The sequence below is a fragment of the Gabonibacter chumensis genome, from assembly GCF_024741215.1.
Classification (GTDB): Bacteria; Bacteroidota; Bacteroidia; order Bacteroidales; family Marinifilaceae; genus Gabonibacter; species Gabonibacter massiliensis.
In genome coordinates this window covers 38,748-63,774 of sequence record NZ_JANSKB010000005.1, presented here as the reverse complement: position 1 = coordinate 63,774, position 25,027 = coordinate 38,748, and the positions used below count along the sequence as shown (strand labels likewise).

Sequence of the window (25,027 nt, the reverse complement as noted above, 5' to 3'; positions counted from 1 at the left end):
TTATTTTTTTATTATTTTTTGTACGGCTTTTACCATGGGCTCTACGCTTAAATCGTGACCGGTAGCTTGTAACATCCATTCGTTGGGTGTGAGGCGCCCGAGTCTGAAAATACGGTCTACTTCCTGGGAAAAGGTTTTTCCGTTCAGGTAATCTTCTAACTGGAATTCTATAATTTGTCCGAACGCGTATGCCGATAAGTAGAGAGGGTAGCTGATCATATGGGAATAGATGGCTAAGATCGTTTCGTCTTTCTTTCCGAATACCGGAGCGTAATAAGTGTTCCATATCTCTTTTGATAGAGAGATAACGGCATCTCTTAATTCGGATGCCGTAGCGTCCGGATGAGCGTACATCCATTCCCAGGTTGCGATATCCAACATCGAAACTCCCATGATCTCGTACAAACTCCAGAATTTGTCCAAAACGTCCATCTCTTCTTTTTCCGGGTTATTGTCTTCGATTCCTAATAATTGAAGATCCCGTTTTTGAAAAATGAAGGCAAGGGCTTCTGTGAAAGCGGTATTGGGAACACCGCTCATCATGAAATTGTCTACGTCGTACATGGAGATCGTTTGTTCCACGTTGTGTCCGAATTCGTGTACGGCAATGTTATATCCTTTGTAGTCCATTCCTTTTGCCGGAATACGGGTGCGGAGGTGTGATCGTTGTCCTTTCATGGCTGCTCCCCAGGCATGACCGGAACCTCTCGCTGCATCGACAGCTATTTTATCGCAAATATAGTTAGCCCTTTCGGGAGTGAATCCCAATTGGATGAGGATATCGGGTAGTCCGTTCTTAAATGCCGCGGCATCCGGGTAAAGTTGTCGGGTTTGGGCGTCTAATTTGGTCTCATCCAGGCTGCTTCTTGCCTTAAATCCGTCGTACCAGATGTCATAAGCCTCTAATTTGCGTCCGAGGCGTTTGGATATGATTTTTCCTACGGCCTTTAATTCCGGTGCGGTTAGAAACTGGGTAAACAGGGTTTTAACATCGTTAAGAGAGATCTCCATCTCCCCGGAGAATTTTCGTTCTATGAAGTTTTTGCCCGTGTAGGGATCTATGGCTTTTACGGCATGAAAATTATTTAGCATACGCCGGTAGCGTTCCGTGGCCTCGGGGATTACGGAGACTGGCTCACCCTTTGAAGAGATGGTATTGGAATAAGGATTCCAATCGTACGCTCCGGAGTTGATGACTTGTGTCGGAATCTCTTGCGTGATGATTCTCTTCATGACTTCGTATACGGTACGTTGTTTATCCAATCCCTCTTTTCCTTTGTTATAGTTTGCTTTAATTTCATCCCGAAGGTTCCAGTGCGAGAGTAGAATCTTATCATCCGGAAATAGTTTTTTCCCTTTGGCGTTCGACACGTGCCCCATGTATATGTTATAATCGGATATGTAAACGTCTGCATCGCTCTCCGATTTTACTTGGGCTTGGATTAATTCTGAAGGCACCCTGGAGGTGAAAATATCTCCTAAACGAGCGTAGGCCCAAGCCTGTCGATCTGTCCCGATGGTCTCTTTCACTTTTAAGGGAACTTCCGGAAAATTCAACGCGATGATAAACCCGATTTTATTCGCGTAAAAATCACTGATCAAGTGAGAGCCGGGACTGTAAGCTCCGAACAGGGGATCTATTTCGTCTAAAGGTCCGTTATCTTGATGAAGATTCAATTGTAATTGTAGCGTTATTTCATTGAAATGTCCCCACAAAGCTTCAAAATAATTACTGATCTTTTCAAAAACCCGTTGTTTCGTTACGGGATCCGTAAGATAATTTTCGATACAAAAAGATTGGAAATCGTTAGTATTTCCGTCATCTGATTGCCATAGGCGAGCTACTTGTCTTACTCCTGCTTCTACGAGTTGTTTATCCGTACCTCCCTTTGCTTGTATGGCCGTGACGGTTGTCTGAATGGTTTCTTCCGGTATGGAAGCACGAGTTGTTAAACCGACGAATAAACATACCATAAATAATGAATGCTTAAGGATTTTTTTGTTCATGGTGTAAATAATATGACGTGTAAAAATAAAAATAGGAAGCTGTTCGGACTCGACAGCTTCCTATTTTTTTAATTCTTATCGATTAAGTAATTGAAAATAAACGACATCTTCCCATTCGTTGCCTCTGCGAAGCCAGTCTTTGCGATACCCCGTTTGTACGAAACCTAATTTTTCAAAAAGTTTCCGGCTGCCCACGTTGCCGCTGGGAACACTGCTGTACACCTGATTGAGGCCTAATGTTTCAAAGCAGTAATCGAGCATTAAACGGATGGCCGACGTCGCGTAACCTTTTTTCCGGTATTCGCTGTTGTGAATCATTACTCCGATTCCCGCCCGTTGATGATAAGGATCAAAATCGTATAGGTCGATTAATCCCACTGGAGTTACCGGATCTATAAGTTCAACCATGAGACGGAGTTGCTTGGTCGTGTAAATGTCCAGATGAGAACTTTCGATGTATTTTTTTAGCGTAAATAGAGAAAAAGGGGTTAACGTGTCACTTACTTCCCACAGGTCCATATCGTTCTCCCATTTATAAAGGCATTCCAAATCTTCTGGTTCCAATGGCCTTAGTCGAATTATTTCGTCATTGATCATAAGTTGATGATTTTATAAATTTATTTTAATCTATCTTTTCTATCAGCATCCAAATATACTATTTTCCTCCTTTCCTCCATGTTAATTTTGAAATTAATCTAAGGGATTCAAAAAAATAAATTAAATTTGAAAACCCATTGAATAGATTTTGGAATGCTGTAGGAACTATGGATTATAATTTACTGAGTGTCATCGGGGCAACTGCAACGGGAAAGACCGCGTTAGCCGTCAGGCTGGCCGCAGAGTTGAACGGAGAGATTATTTCGGCCGATTCGCGGCAGATATACCGGGGTATGGATATCGGTACGGGTAAGGATTTGTCCGAATACGAATACGAGGGACGTTCTGTGCCCTATCATTTAATGGATATTGCAGACGCGGGTTACCGGTATAACCTTTTTGAATACCAGCAGGATTTTTTGAAAGTATGGAAAGATTGCAAAAGAAGGGAAGTATTTCCTGTATTATGTGGAGGAAGCGGATTGTATGTGGAGTCCATATTGAAAGCTTATCGGATGACTCCGGTGCCCGAAAATACGGAATTAAGGGCTCGTCTGGCTTCTAAGTCGTTGGCTGAATTGGCGGAAATATTAGCTTCTTATAAAACATTGCATAACACGACGGATACGGATACGGTAAAACGGGCGATTCGGGGTATCGAGATAGCCGAATATTACCTTACACATGAACCGGAAGAGGGGGCATTCCCTGAAATACGATCTTTGATTGTAGGAATTTTGTTTGATCGGGAGAAACGGAGACAACGAATAACCGAACGGTTACAGGCTCGTTTGAAAAGCGGGATGGTAGAGGAGGTGAAAGGATTGTTAGATGGAGGAATTAATCCGGAGGATCTGATCTATTATGGTTTGGAATACAAATATATAACTCTGTATTTGACAGGATGTTTGAAATACGATGAAATGGTCGAAAAGTTGAATATAGCCATTCACCAATTTGCCAAGAGACAAATGACCTGGTTTCGGAAAATGGAACGAGACGGCTTTGATATCAAGTGGCTGAACGGAGATATGCCGTTGGATGAGAAAGCAGATCAGGTAAAATCCTGGCTTAAGGAGACGTGATCAATCATGTCCGTTGCATCCGCAATGATGATGTTCCTCTTCGTCATCGTCCTCTTTCGAGGAATCGAGCATCTCTTCCAAATGGAGAAGTACACCCTCCAACAGAAAAGCTTTGTCGTCGTCTGCCGGTAATGCTTTTATCCGTTCGATAGCTTCTTTTATTTTTACTTCGGATAGGTTGTCCGATAGATTTTCGATGACGGTTGATGCTTCCAGGGCTGAAATAAAGTCATCTTTCAAAAGAATATCCAGAAATATATCCATGTATTCTGAAAAATCAATGGCCGATTCCCAGCATATGCGTAGTAGATTCGGTTTTTCGGAATTATTTGCAGCCTGAATCAGTTTTTCCATCAGGATGGTTTTGAATCCCGAATCTTTAATATCGGAGAGGAGAGAAGTGATATGGGTGATAGTGACAGGCTCTTTGCATTGCAGTAAGATATCCAATAGTTCCGGAACGATGGACAGATCTCCTTCCGTTTTGATCTGTTCTATCGCTTCCGATACTAAGTCGATATCGTTACTCCCTAATTTCTTGAGAATATCTTGTTTGTTTTCCATGGTCTTGTTGAATTAAAACTTCTTCTTTTATGTGAAAATGAAGAATAGGCAAAGATAGTGATCATTTGCGGGAATTTTTTGCCCTCGGATGGAAATTTATGATGGTATCCCTTAAAAAAGTATTGTCCAGGTGGGTATAAATTTCCGTGGTAAGAATAGATTCGTGTCCCAGCATATCCTGAACGGCCCGTATGTCGGCTCCTCCGTTTACAAGATGCGAGGCAAACGAGTGTCGAAGGGTATGCGGAGAGACGGTTTTATTGATACCTGCTTTTAAGGCTAATTCCTTTATGATATTGAATACCATTACTCTCGAAAGAGCTTTTCCTTTTTTATTTAGGAAAAGGACGTCTTCATACCCTTTGGCTTTAGGGATGGCGGCCCTGTGCGTTTTCGTGTATATTCGTATTTCGTCTTTCGCTTTATTGTTTAAAGGCACTAAGCGTTCTTTATTGCCTTTTCCTTCAATTTTAATGTAGCCCACTCTGAAATTGATATTGGAAAGTTTCAGGTTTACCAGTTCCGATACGCGTAGTCCGCAAGAGTACAGTGTCTCTATGATAGCTTTATTGCGTTGTCCTTCCGGCTTCTTCAGGTTTACCGCATCAATCATGGCCTCGATCTCCTCTACGCTCAATACCGACGGTAATGCTTTCCCTATTTTCGGAGTATCTAAAGAGGCTGCGGGGTTGACGGTAATCACTTCATCGTAAACCATAAATTTAAAAAAGGATTTTATGCTGGAAATACTTCTGGCTTGACTTCTGGCTGTAATGCCGGAATCTTTTAATCGGGATAAGTGGTTGTTAAGGATTGCGTATGTGATCTCTTCGGGTTGAAGTTGCGGTTCTGATTGTAAACTGAATGCGGCTAACTTTTTTATATCGTTCAGGTAAGCTTCTACAGAATTGCTTGAAAGAGATTTTTCTAAAGTTAAGTACGTTTTAAAATTATCTATCGCTTCATTCCAGGTCATCGTGTTTGTGAATTAAATATTATCAGTTTGTATACCCTATATATCCCTACCTTCAATTCAATGAAGGTAATACGGAGAGATAAACATGGGAGATTCGATGGCTAAAGATAAGTGATTTTTATATGCGGCCGACACCATTTGGTAAGTTTAACAAAGAAAAGGTTCAGGTAAATGTCATAATAAAAAATTAATATTCTGAGAGATAAATGGCCTATTTACGATCGTTTTTTGTTAATTTTGCAGAAGAATAAAAACGAAAAGTATGAAACTATTAATTATAAATGGTCCCAATCTGAATCTTTTGGGTGTCAGAGAAAAATCGATTTACGGGGAGACCTCTTTTGACGCTTATATAGAAGCATTAAGGAGAGAGTATCCGGACGTGGCGATCGGTTATTTTCAATCCAATATAGAGGGGGAATTGATCGATAAATTGCATGAAGCTGGTTTTTCTTATGACGGGATTATACTGAACGCCGGGGCCTATACACATACTTCTATTGCCATAGCGGATGCGATTGCCGCGATCGAGACGCCTGTAATCGAGGTACATATTTCCAATACGGCCAAACGGGAAGAATTCAGACATAAGTCTTATTTGACTGCGGTTTGTCGAGGGGTGATAACCGGGTTCGGATTGAAATCCTACGAGCTGGCCTTGCGGGCGTTTCTTTAAAAAAGAGAACTTTTCCAATCTTTTTTTGTTTCTTTTCGTAGATATTTTACAGGAGAAACTGAAAATAAAGAGAAGTTTCGATAAGAATTAATGTCGTTAAGTAATCGGTTTATATGAAAAAAACAAAGATTGTAGCAACCATATCGGATAAGAGATGCGATGTGGATTTTTTACAAAATCTGTATCGTGCGGGAATGAATGTGGTTCGTTTGAATACGGCACATCAGAATATAGAGCAGGCTAAAAAAGTGATAGACAACGTGCGTACCGTGTCCGGGGATATCGCTATTTTAGTCGATACCAAGGGGCCGGAAGTGAGGACTACGTTAATAGAGAACCCGTTTCACGTGGAGAAGGGAGAGTGTCTGTTTCTTACGGGAGATATGGATTTGAAGATGGAAGGAAAATTAATCCACGTCTCTTATCCTTATTTTGCGGATGATATTAAGACGGGAGATCGTATCTTGATCGACGACGGGGATGTAGAATTGGTCGTTGTGGAAAAGTATGCACATTATTTGGAGGTAATGGCGACCAACGAGGCCATGATAAAAGATCGGAAAAGTGTGAATGTTCCCGGGGCTAATTTGAAATTGCAATCCTTAAGCGATAAGGACAAGTTGTTTATCAATTTTGCGATAGATAATAATGTGGATTTTATTGCTCATTCCTTTGTACGTAATAAGGAGGACGTGATTGCGGTGCAACAGCTATTGGATGCCCGACAGAGCAAGATAAAGATCATCGCTAAAATTGAAAATCAGGAAGGAGTTGATAATATCGACGAGATTTTGGATTATGCTTATGGGGTGATGGTTGCCCGGGGGGATCTGGGAATTGAAATAGAGGCGGAGAAGATACCTCGTATTCAGCGTTATATTGTCAATAAATGTATTGAGAGTAAGAAACCCGTGATCATAGCCACGCAGATGCTCCATACGATGATAGAGCATCCGAGACCTACCCGGGCGGAAATTAGCGATATCGCGAATGCCATTTATATGGGAACGGATGCGATCATGTTGAGTGGGGAGACCGCTTACGGGGCTTATCCGGTAGAGGCTGTTACCGTGATGCGGAACGTGGCGGAGGAGAATGAATGTTCGGTGGCTCCGGATGCAAGCCGGAGTCTGGTTCGGATTAATAATGAGATCACGGCGGCGTTGGCTCGTGCCGCGGTTAAGACAGCTACCGTTTTGCCCGTAAAAGCTATTGTCGTGGATACCCTGTCGGGGCGTACCGCACGCTATCTTGCGGCTTTCCGGGGGGATTTGCCGGTGTTTGCCCGTTGTTATAACGATCAAGTGATGCGGGAGCTTTCGCTCTCCTTCGGCATCTATCCTTATTTTACCGAAAAACCGATGTCTCGTGATGAATTCATGAATGATTTACCGGCTATGTTAATGAAGAGAGGGATTTGTGCGGATGATTATGTCGTTGTCGTGGGTGGGAGCTTCGGGCATGGCAAGGGGGCTTCTTTTATTGAAGTATGTAAAATCGGAGAGATTCATTGATAATTTAGGGATTGTAATAAAAAAAAGTCCCCGGAAATCCCGGGGACTTTTTTTATATCGAATCAAAAGATATTATTTTATTTTCTCTTTGGCTCGCGTGATGTATTTTTCGATATCGCGGAACTCCATGGAAGAGGTGAATTCTTTTTCAATTCTCTCGTACATGGTTAAAGCCGACTTGTAATCGTTTGCTTTTTCAAAAGCGAGTCCTGCCTTCATCAAAATGATGGGAGCAGTCAATTCGTTCGTATCTTCGTTGGCCGCTTTTTTATAGTAATCGGCCGCTTTCTTGTAATCGCCTAACTGCATGTAAGCATCCCCGATATTTGATTTTGCTAACGAGTTGAATACAAGATCATCGGATGAGAATTTTTCCAAATATTTGATGGCATTATTGTAATCTCCATTATAGAGGTAACACAGTCCGGCATAATAGTTTGCTAAATTACCACTTGGCGTGGAACCGTATTTTTCAATAATATCGAGAAAACCAAGAACATCCCCCTCTCCGTTAAGAGCTAAGTTGAATGAATCCTTTGCAAAGAAATTTTCAGCCAGGAACATTTGATTCATTGCCTCTTTGGCGAGAGGTTGTTTGTAGAACTTATGGTATCCCAATACAACACCGATTACAACGATAATCGCAATGATGATTTTGATTAATAAATTCTGATTCTTCTCAATGAATTGTTCCGTTGATATCGTAACTTCTTCTATTTGTTCGAAGCCATCTCCGTGTTTTTGTTTCTCTTTTGACATCGTTATATGTTTTTGTTATATATTACACATCATTCATCGACCTGCAAAATTAGTTTTTTTTTTCATATGCCGAGAGCCTCCGTGAAATTTTATGCAAAAAATTCTGCATTCGATAAAATCTATTTTACTTTTCCTTACTTTTGGGGAAAAGTGGGGAGGGGAGTGTGAGGCTCTAATCTATAAAATATCAAGATGGAAATAAAAAATTTGGATATTGTTAATTATAAGAATATATCGGCGGCTCAAATCGAATGCTGTTCCGGTTTTAATTGTTTTGTAGGAAACAACGGGGCCGGGAAAACGAATGTGTTGGACGCTATTTATCAATTATCCATGTGTAAAAGTTATTTCAACTTGCCGGATGTACAAAATATCCGTCATGGAGAGCCTTTTTTCGTACTGCAAGGTAATTATGAGCGGCAAGGCGAGAGGATAGAGGCGTATTGCGGGGTGAAACGGGGTCAAAAAAAAGTGTTCAAGAAAAACAAGAAAGCGTACGATCGTCTGTCCGATCATATCGGATTGTTGCCCTTGGTAATGGTTTCTCCCGCGGATACGGTTTTAATAGACGGGGGAAGTGAGGAGAGACGCCGTTTTATCGACGGGGTGATTAGTCAGCAAGACAAAGAGTATTTAGCGCATTTGATTCGTTATAACCGGATTTTAGTGCAAAGAAATACGATGCTGAAAGAGTATGCGGGGCGGGGAATGGATATGGATATGCTGGCGGTTTGGAATGAGCAGTTGGCGGAAAGCGGAATGCTTATTTTAAAAAAACGCCGCGATTTCGTTTTCGAGATGAGTACTATTTTTCAACATTATTACGATCTGCTTGCTTCAGGAAAAGAACAAGTTTCCTTGACGTACGCAACAACGATCAGACATGACGATCTGCTTGCTTCCCTGAAAGAGAGTTTTGAGCGGGATAGGATATTGACTTATACGACGGTCGGAATACACCGGGATGATCTGGGACTTGAATTGGGAGAGTACCCCGTAAAGAAAATGGGATCGCAGGGACAAAAAAAGAGTTTTTTGGTGGCTTTGAAATTTGCTCAGTTCGTTTATTTATCGGCACGAAACGGAATAAAGCCTTTACTCTTGTTAGATGATATATTTGATAAATTGGATACCTTTAGGGTAAGTCGAATCGTGGGAATTGTTTCGGAAAAAACGTTTGGACAAGTGTTTATTACGGATACGAACCGGCTGCATATAGATGAAATCATAAAACGGCACGCCTCTTCTTTTAAGATTTTTGTGGTAGATGAGGGTGTTATAAAAGAGGTGGGCGTGTGATTCTTTGTTTTATCGAATAAAATGGTATTTTTGCAAGTTAGAAAGTCTTGGGTATTTGCATCCGTGTAATTCCTTCGGCTTATAATTAAAAATCGTCGTGAAGCAAGGCAAAACATTGAAGATGGATGAGTTGATGAGACTTTATTTGAAACAGATGGGATTGACTCAACGTTTCAAAGAGAGAGAGGTATGTCAACTCTGGCCGGAGGTGGTAGGGGGAATGATAGCCTCGAAAACGAAAAATTTACGGATGGTCGATGGCAAGCTTTTTGTCAGCTTCTCCTCGTCTGTCGTAAAGAATGAAATCCTGTTGGTCAAAGAAGGGCTGTTAAAGGCTTTGAATGACCGGGTAGGTGAAGGTGTTGTAAAAGAGTTGATTGTGTCCTGAAAAGGAGTTAAAAGAAGTATAAATGAAATTAATTGATTCGGGAGATTTATTGCCTATGCGCGGATTTAATCCTTTCGGTAATAGTTTGATGGCGAGATTGGTCATGTATATTTTGCGATTGGACAAATTAAATAAACTCTGTTCGAAAGTATATGATGATAATCCTGAAGTTTTTCTTGATAGTTTAATTGATACATTGGGAGTGACGGTTGAGATCAGCGATGAGGATTTGCAGAAAATTCCGGAGGCGGGTCCTTTTATAACGGTGTCAAACCATCCTTTCGGCGGATTGGACGGGATTATCTTGGTAAAAATATTGAGTAAAATTCGTCCCGATTATAAAGTATTGGCCAATTTTTTGTTAAAAAAGATCGTTCCGATACAGGAATATTTTTTGGGAATGGAGCCTCGGGAAGAGCAACGTATGAATGTTAAATCGGGAGGACTGAAAGAGGCTATGCGCCATGTACTGTCGGGCAAGCCTTTAGGAGTTTTCCCTGCCGGGGATGTTTCTTCTTATCAACCGGATTCCAATCACGTGGAGGATCCGGAATGGAATTTGCCTGCGTTAAAGCTGATTAAAATGGCAAAGGTTCCCGTTGTGCCGATCTATTTCAAAGGTTCCAATAGCTTGTTATTTTACTTGCTGGGGTTGATCCATCCGATGTTACGTAACGTGAAATTGCCCTCTGAATTATTGAATAAAAAAAATCGGGTAGTGAGGTTGCGTATCGGGAATCCTATATCGGTGGAAAGTCAGAATTCGTTTCACGATATAGTACAATACGGGAAGTTTCTGAGAGCAAAGACCTATTTGTTAGGATCTTCGTTGGAGGTAAAGAAATTTTTTATAAAATCGCAAAAAGCTATGCCAAAAGCAGAACCGATCGCGGCGGAAATTGAAAACAATGTATTGAAAAAAGAGATAGCCGACATTGCAGAGGATTATCTTTTGTTTACGATGAAGAACTATGACATTTATTGTTCCCCGTCGGTAAAGATTCCTAATGTTTTGAATGAGATAGGTCGCTTGAGGGAAGTGACGTTTCGGGCTGTAGGTGAAGGGACAAATCGTAGTATTGATTTGGACGAGTATGATTTGTATTACTATCACCTGTTTATTTGGGATAAAGAGGAAGAAAAAATCGTGGGAGCGTACCGGGTCGGTAAGGGGAAAGAGATCGTCGATCGTTACGGGATGAAAGGTTTCTATATCAACTCTTTGTTTAAAATGAGAAAAGAGATGTTGCCTGTTCTGTACGAGTCTATCGAGTTGGGACGCTCGTTTATCACGGAAGCATATCAGCGTAAGCCTCTTCCTCTATTTATGTTATGGAAAGGCATCCTGTACTTTTTGTTGAAAAATCCGGAATATCGTTATCTGATAGGTCCGGTAACCATTAGCGGGAAATACACGGAAGTATCTAAAGAGCTGATCATGAAATTTATCATGGCTAATCATTATAATTACGATATGGCGCGCTACGTGCTGCCGCGTTCCAAATACTTGGTGGGTACGAATGAACCCGGAATTCAGGTTATGCTTGATGTGGCTCACAAGGATATCGGCGTGTTGGACAAGATGATCGGAGATATAGAGCCTTCGAGCGACAAATTACCTGTGTTGCTGAAAAAATATATCTCGTTGAATGCGAAAATTATAGGATTCAATATTGATCCGAAATTTAATATGTGCTTGGATGGTTTGTTAATTTTAGATATTTTTGACGTTCCAATGAAAACGATCGAATCTTTATCGAAGGAAATTAACGATGAAACTATTTTGACGCGTTTCTCGTCAGATAATGTAGATATTTGAAATAAAAGAAGGCATGTACGATATAATCTATCTTTTTAAAGGTATGTTAGTAGGGTTGATGGTGTCGATTCCCTTGGGACCGATGGGGGTGTTGATTATTCAGAAAACGCTGCATAAAGGGGCCTTGTCCGGTTTTATAGCCGGAATGGGAGCCGCTTCGGCAGATTTTTTTTATGCTTCGGTAGCTGCTTTCGGATTGGGATATGTGATTAGTACGGTACAAACTCATGAATTGTTGTTGCAGATTATCGGGGGAATATTTTTAATTGTTATCGGGTTGAAGATCTATTTCGATAACCCGATCCGTCAGATCAAGCAAAAGCGTAACGGACGGGTGAGTAAGAAAGGCTTATTGGGAGATTATATTTCTCTTTTTTTTCTGACGGTTTCCAATCCGATCACCATTGTCGTGTTTATGGCTGTATTTGCCGGAATGTCGGTGTTCGGGGAGTCTGCCTCTGTTTTAGGTGAATTGTTGGTTGTGGTCGGGGTGTTGTTGGGAGGCGGTGTCTGGTGGTATACGCTTTCGACCTTGGTGAATATTTTCAGAAAGAAATTCCGTTTACGGGTATTGGTGACAATCAACCGGGTTTCGGGTTTAATTATTGCCATTTTGGGAGCTTTGGTTATTCTGGCTGCTTTTCAGCCTTTTAAATCGATGTTGCCGATGTGATCGCTCTTTTATTTCCGTTTGTAAAAATGACGAGAATCTCCCCACGCACCGTACATGACCTGGCAACCGCTTCGACGTATACTGGCTTCGAGATTTCTCATGGACTCATCGGCTCCTTCGTGGGTACCGGGTTTATTCTCGTATAATTTGTAAAGTGTCCGGTTGGACGTCGGGGTAATATTGGGCATGACCACGTTCGCTCCGATTTGCATGGCTTTTTCTCTGCCTTCCGGTGCGATGGCCTGTAAAGCCGTGGTCGCCGCTATATTAATATCCGGCATGAGGATCCGCAACAAGGCAATCATATGTAAGGACAACCTTAAACGTTCCGGTAAGGACAGCAATCCGTGGCGATGAGCATAAAGGGGTGTCTCCCGGTGTTCCAGGTAAGGTCCCATGCCTACCATATCGATATCCATGGACTGGAGAAGAAGCAAATCGCTCGCGAGATCTTCCAAGGTCTGAAAAGGTAGTCCGATCATGACTCCCGTGCCTGTTTGGTAACCGCATTGCTGTAAATATTCGATGCATTTTAGTCTTGTGGCGTGTGAGTGCAGTGCGTTATTCGGATGAATTTTGGAATAAAGGTTTGGATTCGAGGTCTCGAATCGGAGTAGATAACGATGAGCTCCGGCGTCGAACCAACGCTGATAGGTTTCCCGACTCTGTTCTCCCAATGATAGCGTAATACCCAATTCGTTGTTACTTCTCTGTTTAATCTCTTTCAGTAAATGTTCAATGCGTCCGACGAATGAGGAATCATTGCGTTCTCCGCCCTGTAGCACGATGGAACCGAACCGATGAGTATACGCGAAATCTGCGGCTTCCAATATCTCCTGATCGGTAAGTGTATAACGGGCTGTTCCGGTGTTCGATTTTCTGATCCCGCAATAAAAGCAGTCTTTGATGCAGATGTTGGATATCTCGATCAGACCGCGCAAGTAAACCCCGTTCCCGATATATGTTGTTCTTATTTTTTCGGCTTCGTCATAAAGATTTTCTTCTTCCTTGCCCGAACAGGAAAGTCTGTATACCAAATCAGAAATAGCGTATTTTTCCACCGTGCTTTATTTTTGTTCGATATCGCAAAGGTAAGAAAAAGCCGGGATATAAAATATTTTGCTAAATTTGTTCTCGTAAAGTTTTTCGGATATGGCCAAGAAAATCGTACTGATCCTTTTGGGAGTTTTATTGATGGGATGTATCGTTTGGATCCTGTGGAGGGTAAATGAACGGGAGCAAGGTTCGGATGTTCCGAAAGAGGCATTTATTCCCAATAATTCGGCCGTGGTGTTGAATGTTCGCACCCCTGTGAGCTTATCGCCTCGATTGAAGGAAGCGTTTGCGACAGAATTGGCTAACTATCAGAAAAGTATGTTTTACAGGTGCATCGATACCTTGCAAAAGTTGAAATTGACAGAAAACACTTCGTGGGTTTTGGCGTTAAGGCGGGAAGGAAAGAAAAGTGTCCGTTTTTTGTATATATTGAATCGGGTTCCGACGGCTTCGCGAAGCGAGGTGATTCGTTTTTTGGGGGATTATTATGCGAAATCGGGGCTTAAAGAACGGTCATACGATAAATTTAAGATCTACTCTTTGAAAGATAAGGAGAAGGAAGTTCATTTTACCGTGGTGGGCGGCATGGTTTTATTGTCGGATTCCGAATTATATTTGGAAGATGCGTTAAAACAGATTGGTGAGGATAAAAAAAACGATTCGGGGAGTATACCTGTATATAAAAATATAACCCGTTATTTTTCGGAAACGGCAGGGATGAATGTTTTTTTAAATACCTCTTGTTTTTCGGACGTATGGCCTCTGTACATGAGCCGGAATGTTGTTTCTCCTCATTTAGATCTTACCAAATGGTTCAAATGGGGAGCTTTGGACGGAGAAATTCAATCTGACGGGATCGGTTTTAATGGTTTCATGTATTATGGCGGAATGAAAGCCACGTTCCTGAATGTTTTTAAGGGGCAACAACCGGTGGCTTCCCGTATCGAAGGAGTTATTCCTTCCGGCGTGAATGCCGTTACGGTCTTGAACTTGAGCGATACGAGAGCTTACCTGACGGCATTGGAAACGTTTCGTCACAAGGCAGGTATTATTGAACACGTGAGGAAAAGAAAATCGGAGTTCACCCGGCTGTTCGGGGAGGGGGTGGAGGCGAGTTGGAGGGAATTGCTACAGGGAGAGTTTGCCAAAGGCGTATTTTCCTATGATCCGGAAGAGAAGGAAGAAGAAGGCTTCGTGATGGTATATTTGAAGTCCGGCAGTTTGGGACGGGCTTTGTTGAAAAATATGCTTCAGAAATATGCCGTTAAGGTTAATATAAATGAAGCTTCTCTCGAAAGAACGACCGCTTTGGATCAGGAGAAAAAAGTGGCGTATTATAAAATGCCCGTGACGGATTTCGCCGGGGTATTGTGGGGATATATATGGGATGGTGTCCCTTCTCGTTTTGCTATGATTCAGGATAATTATTTGATATTGGCTTCTTCCGAATCGGTCATACGACGCTTTGCAGAGAACTATATGCGACGTCTGAATGTTCAGGATATGGATTGGTACAAGAAGACCCGGGTGAAGATGTCTGCCAAATACAACTGGATGTATCTGGCGGAAACGGGAAGTATGTACCCTTTCTATCGGGATATGGCGAATGATGGCTTGAAAGATTTTCTGACTCAAAATGAAGAACGTTTAGATGTGTTTTCTTCGTTCGGTTTGCAGTGGATCAGTGAAGACGAGATGTTGTATCAAAGCGTTTTCCTGAATACGGAAAAAGTCGAGCAGCCGCAGGCACAAGTCGTTTGGCAAACGAAATTAGACGCTAAACTCACGATGAAACCTGTGGTTGTCGTTAATCATAATAATGGGGAGAGGGAATTGTTTGTACAAGATGACTCCCGTACCGTCTATTTGATTAACGATATGGGAAGGATTCTATGGAAACTGCCGATAGACGGAAAGATTAATAGTGAGGTGTATCAAGTTGATTTTTATAAAAACGGGAAATTGCAATATCTTTTCTCTACCTCGGAAAAACTTTACCTGATCGATCGGAATGGAAATTATTTGCCCCGTTATCCTCTGGCATTTAAGAGTTCATGCCCTTCCGGCATAACGGTTTATGATTACGATAACGACCGGAATTATCGGGTATTCGCTCCCTGTGCAGACCGGAAAATATATTTGTATGAGTTATCCGGAGATCTCGTTGAGGGGTGGAGTCAACCTCAAAGTGATAATGATCCTGTTTCTAAAGTATACTATTTCAGAGTTGCGGATAAAGATTATATCGTGTTTGCCGATCGGTATAGAATCTATATTTTGGATCGAAGAGGACGGGAACGGGTAAAGGTACAAACTTTATACGATCTGCTCCCGGAAACGGTGATTTACTTGACGGGAAAGGGGCAGAATGAATCTTTGGTTTTTGGAAGTGCCGGAGGTGAATTGCAGTTCGTTGATTTTAATGGAGCATCCCGGTCGTTGAAACCGGATAAAATTACGGCCGGCTATCTGTTTAATGTAGCCGATACGGATGGAGATGGAAATGATGATTTCATATTTTCGAACGGAGAGCATGTATACGTGTATGACCGGAACGGTAAGGTATTATGGGAAACGGGAGTGCAAGAGGGACGGTTAGGCTTCCCTTACGTGTATCGTTTTTCAGCCCGTGATACACGTGTGGGAATGTTGGATGAGATCCGTTCAGAATTGTATTTGTTGGACAAAGGGAGTCAGTCGAACGGTTTTCCGATTACCGGGACATCTGCTTTTTCTATCGTATTTCAAAATACCGGGAATGTAGGTTTTTACCTCTATGTAGGAAGCGAGAACGATAGTTTATTAAAATACCGATTTATAAGATAATATTTTTAACACTCTTGTTATTATACTTATATTTGTTTCCTAAGAAGTATAAGTATAATAATAACTGTAATTTATGACAAAAGTGTGTGTGTGGAAGCACTACCTGATAATCGGATTATTGGGTATGTGTACTATTTCTTGTGGCGATTCGGAACTTTTTAACTCGGACAAAATGACCGAATCTATCGAATGGGAGCCTGATTTTATACTGCCGGTAGGACATGGGAATTATACCATGTGGGATTTATTGAATCCTTATGATCCGGAAGAGTCGATGATCGAACGTGATAACCGGATTATCATTAATTATGAAGAAAAAGACATCGTGCGGTTGGATGCAAAAGATTTCTGGGATATGCCGGAACAACAAATTTCGTTGAACGCAAATCTTGTTTTATCTTCGACTCCAATTACCGGGAATTTACCCGGGGATATTCATATCTCCGATGAGGGTGAGGCCCATTTTGATTTCGGAGAAATCGGAAAACTCTCCTTTCTTTCGGCCAAGGTAAGGTTTTCCGGGGAGCTTCCGGCCTGTTCCTTTGATTATGTCGTAACGTTGACCCTGCCTGACGTGAAAGATGAGGCAGGTAATCCTTTTAGAATGAAACGGGTTGTAAACGCGAAGCAAGCGGGTATCTTTTTCGAAGATCGAGAGTTGGAGTTCGATATGAGTGAGGAGAGCGACCGGATTCGTTATCGGATCGACTGTTTTATTCCGAAAGACCAAGAGGTGGAAATAGCAGCCGGGGAGTCCTTGCAATTGGAATTTTTATTATCTGACGTCGTGTTCCATAAGGTTATCGGGCAGATAAATCCTCCGATGATTCCTATCGATCCGGGATGTTTTGAAATGAATATCGATTTCTGGAATGATATAACGGGAGATTTTTATTTTGCGGATCCCTCGTTGAAATTGATTTTGAAGAGCCGGGGAATTGATATCCCGATTAAACTGGATCCTGCTTTTATTGCTTATAAAGAAGGAGAAACAAGACGCTTCACGGGAGGACCGCTTCTCTTCGATACGTTTAGTGAGACGGGTGAAACGATAAACGAAAAAGAGTATACGAAGGATAATTCCAATGTGGACGAATTACTTTCCCTACCGCCTAAAGATTCCATCGCGTATAGCGGTAATATAATAATTAATGAAGGAGGGGCACAAACAGCGTGTGTCATTGAGGAAAACGCGGAACTATCGGCCGATGTGCAAGTGGAGATACCGCTTTACTTTAGCGCCGAAAATCTTACTTTCCGGGATACCATTAAAGATATAGATTTGGATAATCCGGACCAGATTAAAAAGATGGCCTTGATTTTACGGGCCAAGAACGGTACTCCTTTGAAAATCGGGGTAAAGGAGTTCTTGATGGTGGATGAGAATTTTCAGGAGGTTGACCGGATCAATGCGGATGAATTGATCGATGTGCCGGAGATCGATGCCGACGGTAATGTCATTGCGGTAAAGGAGGGAGAACATATCGTGGAGCTGTCCGAGACCAATATAGATAATCTGGAACGAACGAAACATCTGATATTGATCGCCAGCATGATGACAGCCGGTGACGGACAGATTCCGGTAGAAGTGAAAGCGGACGCCAAACTTGAATTGAAAGTGTTAGTGAAGGTCAAACTCGGTATCAAGTAAGATTAAAATGTACTCAAAATGAAAAAAATAATTACTGTTATATCTTTTTTTCTTGTCCTCTTCCCTTGCTTCGTGATGGCTCAGGACGGGAACAATACGCTTTATTTTTTATCCAATTCTCCTCAGCGGGTGAAATTGAACCCGGCTTATCAACCGGAGTATAAAACTTACGTGGGAATACCCGGACTAAGCGGTATTTCTTTGAATCTCAGCAATGCCTTTAAGGTCGACGACCTGTTAAGATGGGGAACGGGAGACAAGGCAGATTCTGTAATCTACGATGTGAACCGCTTGCATAAGGCTTTGCGGGAGAAGAATTCCCTCGTTTTGAACACGGAAATACCTATTTTAGCTATCGGTTTTCGAATTAATTCCTGGTATGCAACTTTCGATATCACCCAAAAGAATGATATTGTCTTTAGTTTTAATAAAGATATTATCACGTTCTTCAAGGAAGGTAATGCAAATTATCTTGGTCAGACGTTTGACTGGGGTGGTTTGGGGTTAAAAGTAACGGCATACAATGAAATAGGTTTCGGATTATCCAAGAGAGTAAATGACCGGTTGACCGTCGGAGGACGTTTTAAGGTTTTATTCGGTATTGCCAATGCCGATATGACCGATTCGAAGATGGGGGTTTACTCTTCGCCGGACGGAGATACGATCCGACTCTCTTCCCGTCAGAATATTCGCGTCTCGGCTCCGATAAAGTACACGAAAGACGGGGAGTACGTGGAGTGGGATAATATTGAGTTTGATGAGGATGCCGTCGATGCCAAATTTCTTATCGGAACAGGTAATCTGGGATTTGGCGTGGATTTGGGTGCTCAGTATAAATTGCTGGACAAGCTGACCCTGTATGCGAGTGTGTTGGATTTAGGTTTTATCCGTTGGGAAGAGAATACTTATAATTTCAAACAAAACACAAGTTTTGATTGGACAGGAGCCGATCTTTCCAATAGTCTTAATAAGGATGATCCGAATTATAAGGATTTCGGCGATGCCTTTGAGGAGATGACCGATTCATTGGAAAATCGTTTCCGGTTAACGGATAAGCAGGCGGCCTATACTACGATGCTGAACGCGAAAATATACGCAGGTGCAACTTATCAGTTGAAAGAGTGGGTTAATTTCGGTGGTCTCTTAAAAGCCTCGGTCATGGATGGACGTTTCTTTCCCGCGATAACCTTGTCCGCTAATTTACGCCCGATTCGGAATATCGGCGCTTCGGTATCTTATTCTATGATAAATGGAGATTTTGCTAATGTGGGAGCGGCATTAACGGCTAAATTCGGTCCGTTCCAGTTTTTCGTGATGACGGATAATGTGTTGGCGGCCAATTATACGAGTACTCGGACGGCGAGTGCGCGATTCGGCTTTAATCTGCTTTTCGGACATTACCAGAGAAGATGAAGTAAAAAAAGCCCGCCTGTTTGGCGGGCTTTTTTTATAGAGCGTTGGCATCAACCACCGTCTCTTTGTTGTATTCTCCGTTGGCTAATTTTTTGGCCACGGCTTTAAAGGCTTGTACCGTATATTCCACATCCTCCATCGTATGCATGGCAGTTGGAATCAGGCGAAGCAGTAATTGTCCTTTGGGAATCACCGGATAAACCACGATAGAACAGAAAAGATTGTAATTTTCTCTTAAATCCATGGCTACTTGAGTTCCTTCGGCAACACTACCGGATAGGTAAACGGGAGTAACCGGAGAGTTCGTTTTGCCGATGTTTAAACCGTCTGCTTTCAATCCGCTCTGTAAAGCCCGGACGATCGTCCACAATTTTTCTCTTAATTCCGGCTTGCTTCTCAGTAATTCCAGCCTTTTGATGGCTCCTTCCACCATAGGCATGGGTAAGGATTTGGCAAACGTTTGGGAACGCATATTGTATCTCAGGTACATGCATATGTCTTCTTCACAGGCAATAAAAGCCCCGATGCCTGCCATCGCTTTGGCGAAGGTCGCAAAGTAGAGGTCTATTTGGTCCATTACCCCGAAATGATCTCCGGTTCCCGCGCCGTTCGGTCCCATCGTCCCGAAACCGTGCGCGTCATCGACCAACAGCCGGAAATTGAAATCTTTTTTCATGGCCACGATCTCGTCTAATTTTCCCAAGTCTCCGGCCATTCCGAAAAGACCTTCCGTTATGACGAGAATACCCCCTCCGGTTCCTTCTACCCATTTGGTTGCCCGTTCGAGTTGTTTACGCAGACTCTCCATATCGTTATGTTGGTATACATAACGTTTTGCCGGAGATAAACGCAGGCCGTCCATAATGCAGGCATGGTCTTCGGCATCGTAAACGATACAGTCATGACGGCAAGTCATAGCGTCGATGATAGAGACCATACCCTGATACCCGAAATTCAATAAAAATGCATCCGGTTTACCTACGAAGTCGGCTAATTGGGATTCCAAATATTCATGACGGGAAGTTTGTCCACTCATCATGCGGGCTCCCATAGGATAAGCCATGCCGTATTTTGCCGCAGCTTCGGCATCCGCTTTTCTTACTTCAGGATCGTTAGCGAGACCGATATAATTATTTAAACTCCAGTTTAACATTTCTTTCCCGCGGAATTTCATCCTGGGACCGATTTCTCCTTCTAATTTCGGAAACGAAAAATAGCCATGAGCTTGCTTGGCGTATTGTCCGATATTTCCTTTCTGATTTTTTACTCTTTCAAAAATGTCCACGTCGATAATATTTTGAAATTCTTAAATTTTTGATACAAATACGAAGCAAAGGTAACTAAAAATTCTTATAATGGAGGATTTCTTTTTGAAAAGTTGTTTTTGTCTTTTACTCTGTTTTTTCAAAAAGAAATGTGGATGAAGTTATTGCATATTGATATTTATAGATTATCTTTGCGTGATGCAAAAACAGCGCTTATGATGAAGAATTTTTTAGGTTTTCTGCTTGTTATCGTACTAATGAGTTCCTGTGGGGAGTACCAAAAACTTTTGAAGAGTGGGGATTATTCTCTTATGTATAAGAAGGCGGTGGAATATTATAATAAAGGAGATTATACAAGGGCTTTGAATTTGTTTGACGGTATTCGGACTGTCTTCGCGGGAACCGCAAGAGCCCAAACCATAGCATACTACCGGGCTTTTTGTACCTATAATCAGAAAGATTACGAAAATGCGGCCGAACTGTTTAAGCAGTTTGTGGCGATGTTTCCGGAAAGTTCCTACATGGAAGAGTGTCTGTATATGATGGGATATTGTAATTATTTGGCTTCGCCGAGAGTGCGTTTGGATCAGACGACGACGGAAAAGGCCATGAGTAATTTCCAACTGTACCTGAGCCGTTATCCTAATTCTATGCGTAAGGAGTTAATAAATAAATACATGGATGACATGAGAGATAAACTCTCTTACAAAGCTTATTTGGGCGCGGAAAACTATTATTTGCGGGAACATTACAAGGCCGCTGTCGTCAGCCTGGAGAATTGTCTGAAAGATTTCCCCGGGACGAAATACCGGGAGAGAATCATGTGGATGTTGTTTAATTCCAAATACGAGATGGCTGTGAATAGCGTGGAGGATAAAAAATACGAACGTTATACGGCAGCGAAAGAAGAGTATTACTATTTCGTGGATGAATATCCCAATAGTGTGTACGCGAAGGAGATGGCCAAGAAATACGAAGTATTGAACGATTTCCTGAAACAATACGACGATCCGGACGAATACAAGGAGGATGAGCGGAACAGTCAAACGGATTCTGCGCATCAAGAAGGTCAGAATAATCAGAATAAATAATTATATTCAAATTAACCATGGTAGATTTTAAGAAAGTAAAGGCACCGAATAATACCATTACAAGAAATACGGCTGCGTTAGCCGGTAAGGCGGATAATATTTATGAAGCTGTTGCTGTCATTGGAAAACGTGCCAATCAGATTTCGGTTGAAATGAAAGAAGAGTTGAGCAGGAAACTTCAAGAGTTTGCCTCGTACGCGGATAATTTGGAGGAGATATTTGAAAATCGCGAACAGATCGAGATTTCCAAGTATTACGAGCGTATTCCTAAACCGGTGTTGATCGCTACTCAGGAGTTTGAGGACGGCGAACTTTATTTTCGTAATCCGGCAAAGGAAAAAGGAGGGGTAAAGTCGGAGGAAGAGGAAGAATAGAGTAAGACGGATAACGGGAGGATTATCAGAGAAGATAAAAGGGCTGTCGGATGAATTTTCGGACAGCCTCTTTTTTTCAGGTGATTAAAAAAAGAATTATGTTACAAGGAAAAAATATCATATTGGGAGTAACGGGAAGTATTGCGGCCTATAAGGCAGCTCCGTTAATACGAGGTTTAGTGAAAGAAGGGGCTAACGTTAAGGTAATAATGACGCCTTTGGCAAAGGAATTCATCACCCCTTTGACTTTAGCCACGTTGTCGAAGAATCCTATTCTGGTGGATTTTTATGATCCCGAAAATGGAGATTGGAATTCGCACGTGGATTTGGGATTGTGGGCGGATGCCTATCTGATCGCTCCGGCAACCGCTAATACAATCGGTAAAATGGCCGCCGGTATAGCGGACAATTTATTGTTGACAACCTATTTGTCGGCTAAGTGTCCGGTTATAGTGGCTCCTGCCATGGACCTGGATATGTATCTTCATCCGGCGACTCAACGGAATCTACAAATATTGGAATCTTACGGGAATTTGATTATCGAACCTGAAAGCGGAGAGCTGGCAAGCGGATTAATCGGGAAGGGAAGAATGGAGGAGCCCGATCAGATCGTGGCTTTTATGAGCCGTTTTTTTACTGCAGACGAGCGTTATGCTGGTAAAAAAGTGTTGGTTACGGCAGGACCTACCTATGAAAAAATAGATCCCGTACGTTTTATCGGCAACTACTCTTCCGGGAAAATGGGATTTGCCATAGCCGAAGAGATGGCTGCCCGGGGGGCTGAAGTTACGCTTATTGCCGGTCCGGTAAATCTGAAATTATCCAATAAACGGATCAGGAGAATAGATGTGGAGTCGGCGTCCGAAATGTATCAGGCGGCTATCGAGGTGTTTCCGGAGAGCGATATTGCTGTTTTGAGTGCTGCTGTGGCGGATTTTACCCCTATGGAACGGGCTGTTGTAAAATTGAAACGGGGAGAAGATGATTTGAAGTTGGAGTTGGCTCCGACAAGAGATATTGCGGCTGAATTGGGACGAAAGAAAAGAGCGGGGCAGTGGTTGATCGGATTCGCGTTGGAAACTAACGACGAGGAGAATAATGCTGTCTCGAAAATGAAGAGGAAAAATTTGGATTTAATCGTATTGAATAGCTTGCGGGATGAAGGGGCCGGTTTCGGGGGAGATACCAATAAGGTGACATTGATCGATAAGGAGGAAAATAAATTGATTTACGATTTGAAAACAAAATCGGAAGTGGCTATTGATATTGCGGATCGGATAGCGGAATTTTTTTAATAAATTGCGAAAATAGTTTGTTCGGGATAGAAATATATCTATATTTGTATTCCGATATGAAGATTGAACATCAAAATATTCGGCATACGTTTTATTCTTGCCTCCAGTTTAGGCAGAAAAGGGAAAGCCGTTTTGATAAGATATTAAAAACCAACATTGTTTCGATAGCATTGTTGGTTTTTTTTTGTGGATAAACGTTTAAGCAAACATCTTTAATATATAAACAATATGAACAAACGTAGTTTAGTATCCATTACCGATTACTCGAAAGAGGAGATTCTGGAAGTTTTGAAAATCGCTTCAGAATTTGAAAAAAATCCGAACCGCAATTTATTGGCCGGTAAGGTAGTTGCTTCCTTGTTTTTCGAACCTTCAACACGTACCAGGTTGAGTTTCGAGACTGCAATCAGTCGCATGGGGGGAAGGATTGTAGGTTTTTCCGATGCTTCTTCTTCCAGTACAACAAAAGGAGAATCTTTGAAAGATACGACGAAAATGGTGGATAATTACTGCGATTTGATCGTGATGCGCCATCCTTTGGAGGGTGCTGCCCGTTTTGCAAGTGAGGTCGCTTCCGTGCCTGTAATTAATGCTGGGGACGGAGCCAATCAGCATCCGACCCAGACTATGCTCGATCTTTATTCGATCTATAAAACACAGGGAACATTGGAGAGCCTGAATATTTTTATGGTGGGAGACTTAAAATACGGAAGAACGGTACATTCTTTATTGCAAGCGATGAGTCATTTTAATCCGACATTCCATTTTATCTCGCCCAAAGAGTTGGAAATGCCGGCTGCTTATAAATTGTTTTTGGATGAATTGCATATTCCCTACTATGAACATACGGAATTGGATGAGGTCATTAATGAGGCGGATATCCTTTATATGACCCGGGTGCAACGAGAAAGATTTGCCGATCCGTTAGAGTACGAAAAAGTGAAGAACGTGTATATTTTAAAGAATGCCATGCTGAGCGGAACGAAACCGAATATGCGTATTTTACATCCGCTACCCCGGGTGAACGAAATCGATGAAGATGTGGATGAGAACGAAAAGGCTTACTATTTCCAACAAGCATTGAATGGTGTTTATACCCGTCAGGCAATTATATTTAAGGCATTAGATTTAAAATGGTAATAAAGAAAAAAGATATGGCAGCAAAAAAAGAGTTACAGGTAAGTGCCGTGGAAAACGGTACGGTGATTGACCACATCCCTGCTGATAAATTGTTTGATGTGATTAATATTTTAGGAATTGAACACACGGAGAATACCGTTACTTTCGGGTATAATTTGTCAAGTAGCAAATTCGGTAAAAAGGCGATTATTAAAATCTCCGATAAATTTTTGAGAGACGATGAAATTAATAAGTTGGCCTTGGTAGCACCTTCTGCAAAAATCAATATTATTAAAGATTTTGAAGTGGCGGAAAAAAAGACGGTTAGTGTTCCGGAACGCGTGGAAGGTATTGTGAAATGCGTGAATCCGAAATGTATCACGAATAATCAGCATGTTCGGACAAAATTCGTTGTGGTGGGAAGCGAACCTATCGTGTTAAAATGTCATTACTGTGAAAAATTGACGGATCAAGAGCATATCGTGATTATTTAATCAACGGATACGTAGAAGAAAAACCGCGTTGGCGGTTTTGACTTACAAGGGCAAGACATTAAAATCTTGCCCTTATTTTTTTAAAC

General features: G+C 41.9%; 22 protein-coding genes. 15 read left to right on the top strand and 7 right to left on the bottom strand.

What is annotated here, in order from left to right; genetic code table 11:
- A complete protein-coding gene (locus tag NVS78_RS12190) occupies positions 1-1,974 on the bottom strand; it encodes a hypothetical protein (RefSeq protein WP_286359415.1) in 1,974 nt (657 codons plus the stop codon).
- A 108-nt stretch (positions 1,975-2,082) separates the two neighbouring features.
- Entirely contained in the window at positions 2,083-2,604 is a 522-nt protein-coding gene (locus tag NVS78_RS12185) for a GNAT family N-acetyltransferase (RefSeq protein ID WP_286359414.1), read from the bottom strand.
- Between the two features lie 167 nt (positions 2,605-2,771).
- On the opposite strand from NVS78_RS12185, the gene miaA reads away from it, so the two are divergent.
- The gene (gene miaA, locus NVS78_RS12180; RefSeq protein ID WP_286359485.1) at positions 2,772-3,689 is read left to right on the top strand and encodes a tRNA (adenosine(37)-N6)-dimethylallyltransferase MiaA; all 918 of its coding nucleotides are present in this window, start codon (positions 2,772-2,774) and stop codon (positions 3,687-3,689) included.
- Here miaA and NVS78_RS12175 read toward each other — a convergent pair whose 3' ends face one another.
- Complete coding sequence (locus tag NVS78_RS12175) at positions 3,690-4,253, bottom strand: hypothetical protein (protein ID WP_286359413.1); 564 nt, start codon at positions 4,251-4,253, stop codon at positions 3,690-3,692.
- 61 nt (positions 4,254-4,314) lie between these two features.
- Positions 4,315-5,229 carry a site-specific tyrosine recombinase XerD gene (xerD, locus tag NVS78_RS12170; protein ID WP_041504847.1) on the bottom strand — a complete coding sequence of 305 codons (915 nt, stop codon included), beginning with the start codon at positions 5,227-5,229 and terminating at the stop codon, positions 4,315-4,317.
- A 262-nt stretch (positions 5,230-5,491) separates the two neighbouring features.
- On the opposite strand from xerD, the gene aroQ reads away from it, so the two are divergent.
- Positions 5,492-5,905: a type II 3-dehydroquinate dehydratase gene (aroQ, locus tag NVS78_RS12165; protein ID WP_286359412.1), complete on the top strand. Its 414-nt coding sequence runs from the start codon at positions 5,492-5,494 to the stop codon at positions 5,903-5,905.
- Between the two features lie 113 nt (positions 5,906-6,018).
- Positions 6,019-7,419, top strand: coding sequence for a pyruvate kinase (pyk, locus tag NVS78_RS12160; protein WP_286359411.1), 1,401 nt, complete (start codon positions 6,019-6,021; stop codon positions 7,417-7,419).
- Positions 7,420-7,491: 72 nt separating this feature from the next.
- Here the strand turns inward: pyk and NVS78_RS12155 are convergent, their stop codons facing one another.
- Positions 7,492-8,178, bottom strand: coding sequence for a tetratricopeptide repeat protein (locus NVS78_RS12155; RefSeq protein ID WP_286359410.1), 687 nt, complete (start codon positions 8,176-8,178; stop codon positions 7,492-7,494).
- A 192-nt stretch (positions 8,179-8,370) separates the two neighbouring features.
- On the opposite strand from NVS78_RS12155, the gene recF reads away from it, so the two are divergent.
- From recF to NVS78_RS12135, 4 genes are all read left to right on the top strand, one after another.
- On the top strand, positions 8,371-9,477 hold the full coding sequence (recF, locus tag NVS78_RS12150) for a DNA replication/repair protein RecF (RefSeq protein ID WP_286359409.1): 1,107 nt from the start codon (positions 8,371-8,373) through the stop codon (positions 9,475-9,477).
- A gap of 97 nt (positions 9,478-9,574) precedes the next feature.
- Positions 9,575-9,865: a DciA family protein gene (locus NVS78_RS12145; protein WP_236684935.1), complete on the top strand. Its 291-nt coding sequence runs from the start codon at positions 9,575-9,577 to the stop codon at positions 9,863-9,865.
- 22 nt (positions 9,866-9,887) lie between these two features.
- Positions 9,888-11,684, top strand: a complete 1,797-nt coding sequence (locus tag NVS78_RS12140; RefSeq protein WP_286359408.1) for a bifunctional lysophospholipid acyltransferase family protein/GNAT family N-acetyltransferase — start codon at positions 9,888-9,890, stop codon at positions 11,682-11,684.
- A gap of 13 nt (positions 11,685-11,697) precedes the next feature.
- The gene (locus NVS78_RS12135) at positions 11,698-12,357 is read left to right on the top strand and encodes a LysE family translocator (protein ID WP_041502277.1); all 660 of its coding nucleotides are present in this window, start codon (positions 11,698-11,700) and stop codon (positions 12,355-12,357) included.
- An 8-nt stretch (positions 12,358-12,365) separates the two neighbouring features.
- On the opposite strand, the gene hydE is transcribed toward NVS78_RS12135, so the two are convergent.
- On the bottom strand, positions 12,366-13,418 hold the full coding sequence (gene hydE, locus NVS78_RS12130; RefSeq protein ID WP_286359407.1) for a [FeFe] hydrogenase H-cluster radical SAM maturase HydE: 1,053 nt from the start codon (positions 13,416-13,418) through the stop codon (positions 12,366-12,368).
- A 91-nt stretch (positions 13,419-13,509) separates the two neighbouring features.
- On the opposite strand from hydE, the gene NVS78_RS12125 reads away from it, so the two are divergent.
- The 3 genes from NVS78_RS12125 (at position 13,510) to NVS78_RS12115 (ending at position 19,303) form a co-directional block, all read left to right on the top strand.
- Entirely contained in the window at positions 13,510-16,239 is a 2,730-nt protein-coding gene (locus NVS78_RS12125; protein WP_286359406.1) for a WD40 repeat domain-containing protein, read from the top strand.
- A gap of 73 nt (positions 16,240-16,312) precedes the next feature.
- Complete coding sequence (locus NVS78_RS12120) at positions 16,313-17,890, top strand: hypothetical protein (RefSeq protein WP_286359405.1); 1,578 nt, start codon at positions 16,313-16,315, stop codon at positions 17,888-17,890.
- Between the two features lie 18 nt (positions 17,891-17,908).
- The gene (locus NVS78_RS12115; protein WP_286359404.1) at positions 17,909-19,303 is read left to right on the top strand and encodes a DUF5723 family protein; all 1,395 of its coding nucleotides are present in this window, start codon (positions 17,909-17,911) and stop codon (positions 19,301-19,303) included.
- Between the two features lie 34 nt (positions 19,304-19,337).
- Here NVS78_RS12115 and NVS78_RS12110 read toward each other — a convergent pair whose 3' ends face one another.
- Positions 19,338-20,588 carry an aminotransferase class I/II-fold pyridoxal phosphate-dependent enzyme gene (locus NVS78_RS12110; RefSeq protein ID WP_041502273.1) on the bottom strand — a complete coding sequence of 417 codons (1,251 nt, stop codon included), beginning with the start codon at positions 20,586-20,588 and terminating at the stop codon, positions 19,338-19,340.
- A 195-nt stretch (positions 20,589-20,783) separates the two neighbouring features.
- Between NVS78_RS12110 and NVS78_RS12105 the strand changes: the two genes are divergently transcribed.
- From NVS78_RS12105 to pyrI, 5 genes are all read left to right on the top strand, one after another.
- Positions 20,784-21,659 (top strand): outer membrane protein assembly factor BamD, encoded by an 876-nt coding sequence (locus NVS78_RS12105; protein WP_286359403.1) that lies wholly within the window; start codon positions 20,784-20,786, stop codon positions 21,657-21,659.
- A 17-nt stretch (positions 21,660-21,676) separates the two neighbouring features.
- A complete protein-coding gene (locus NVS78_RS12100) occupies positions 21,677-22,033 on the top strand; it encodes a DNA-directed RNA polymerase subunit omega (protein WP_041502272.1) in 357 nt (118 codons plus the stop codon).
- A gap of 95 nt (positions 22,034-22,128) precedes the next feature.
- Positions 22,129-23,328: a bifunctional phosphopantothenoylcysteine decarboxylase/phosphopantothenate--cysteine ligase CoaBC gene (coaBC, locus tag NVS78_RS12095; RefSeq protein WP_286359484.1), complete on the top strand. Its 1,200-nt coding sequence runs from the start codon at positions 22,129-22,131 to the stop codon at positions 23,326-23,328.
- A 228-nt stretch (positions 23,329-23,556) separates the two neighbouring features.
- Entirely contained in the window at positions 23,557-24,468 is a 912-nt protein-coding gene (gene pyrB / locus NVS78_RS12090) for an aspartate carbamoyltransferase (protein WP_286359402.1), read from the top strand.
- A 14-nt stretch (positions 24,469-24,482) separates the two neighbouring features.
- Complete coding sequence (gene pyrI / locus NVS78_RS12085; RefSeq protein ID WP_041502483.1) at positions 24,483-24,941, top strand: aspartate carbamoyltransferase regulatory subunit; 459 nt, start codon at positions 24,483-24,485, stop codon at positions 24,939-24,941.
- The last annotated feature ends 86 nt before the right edge of the window (positions 24,942-25,027 follow it).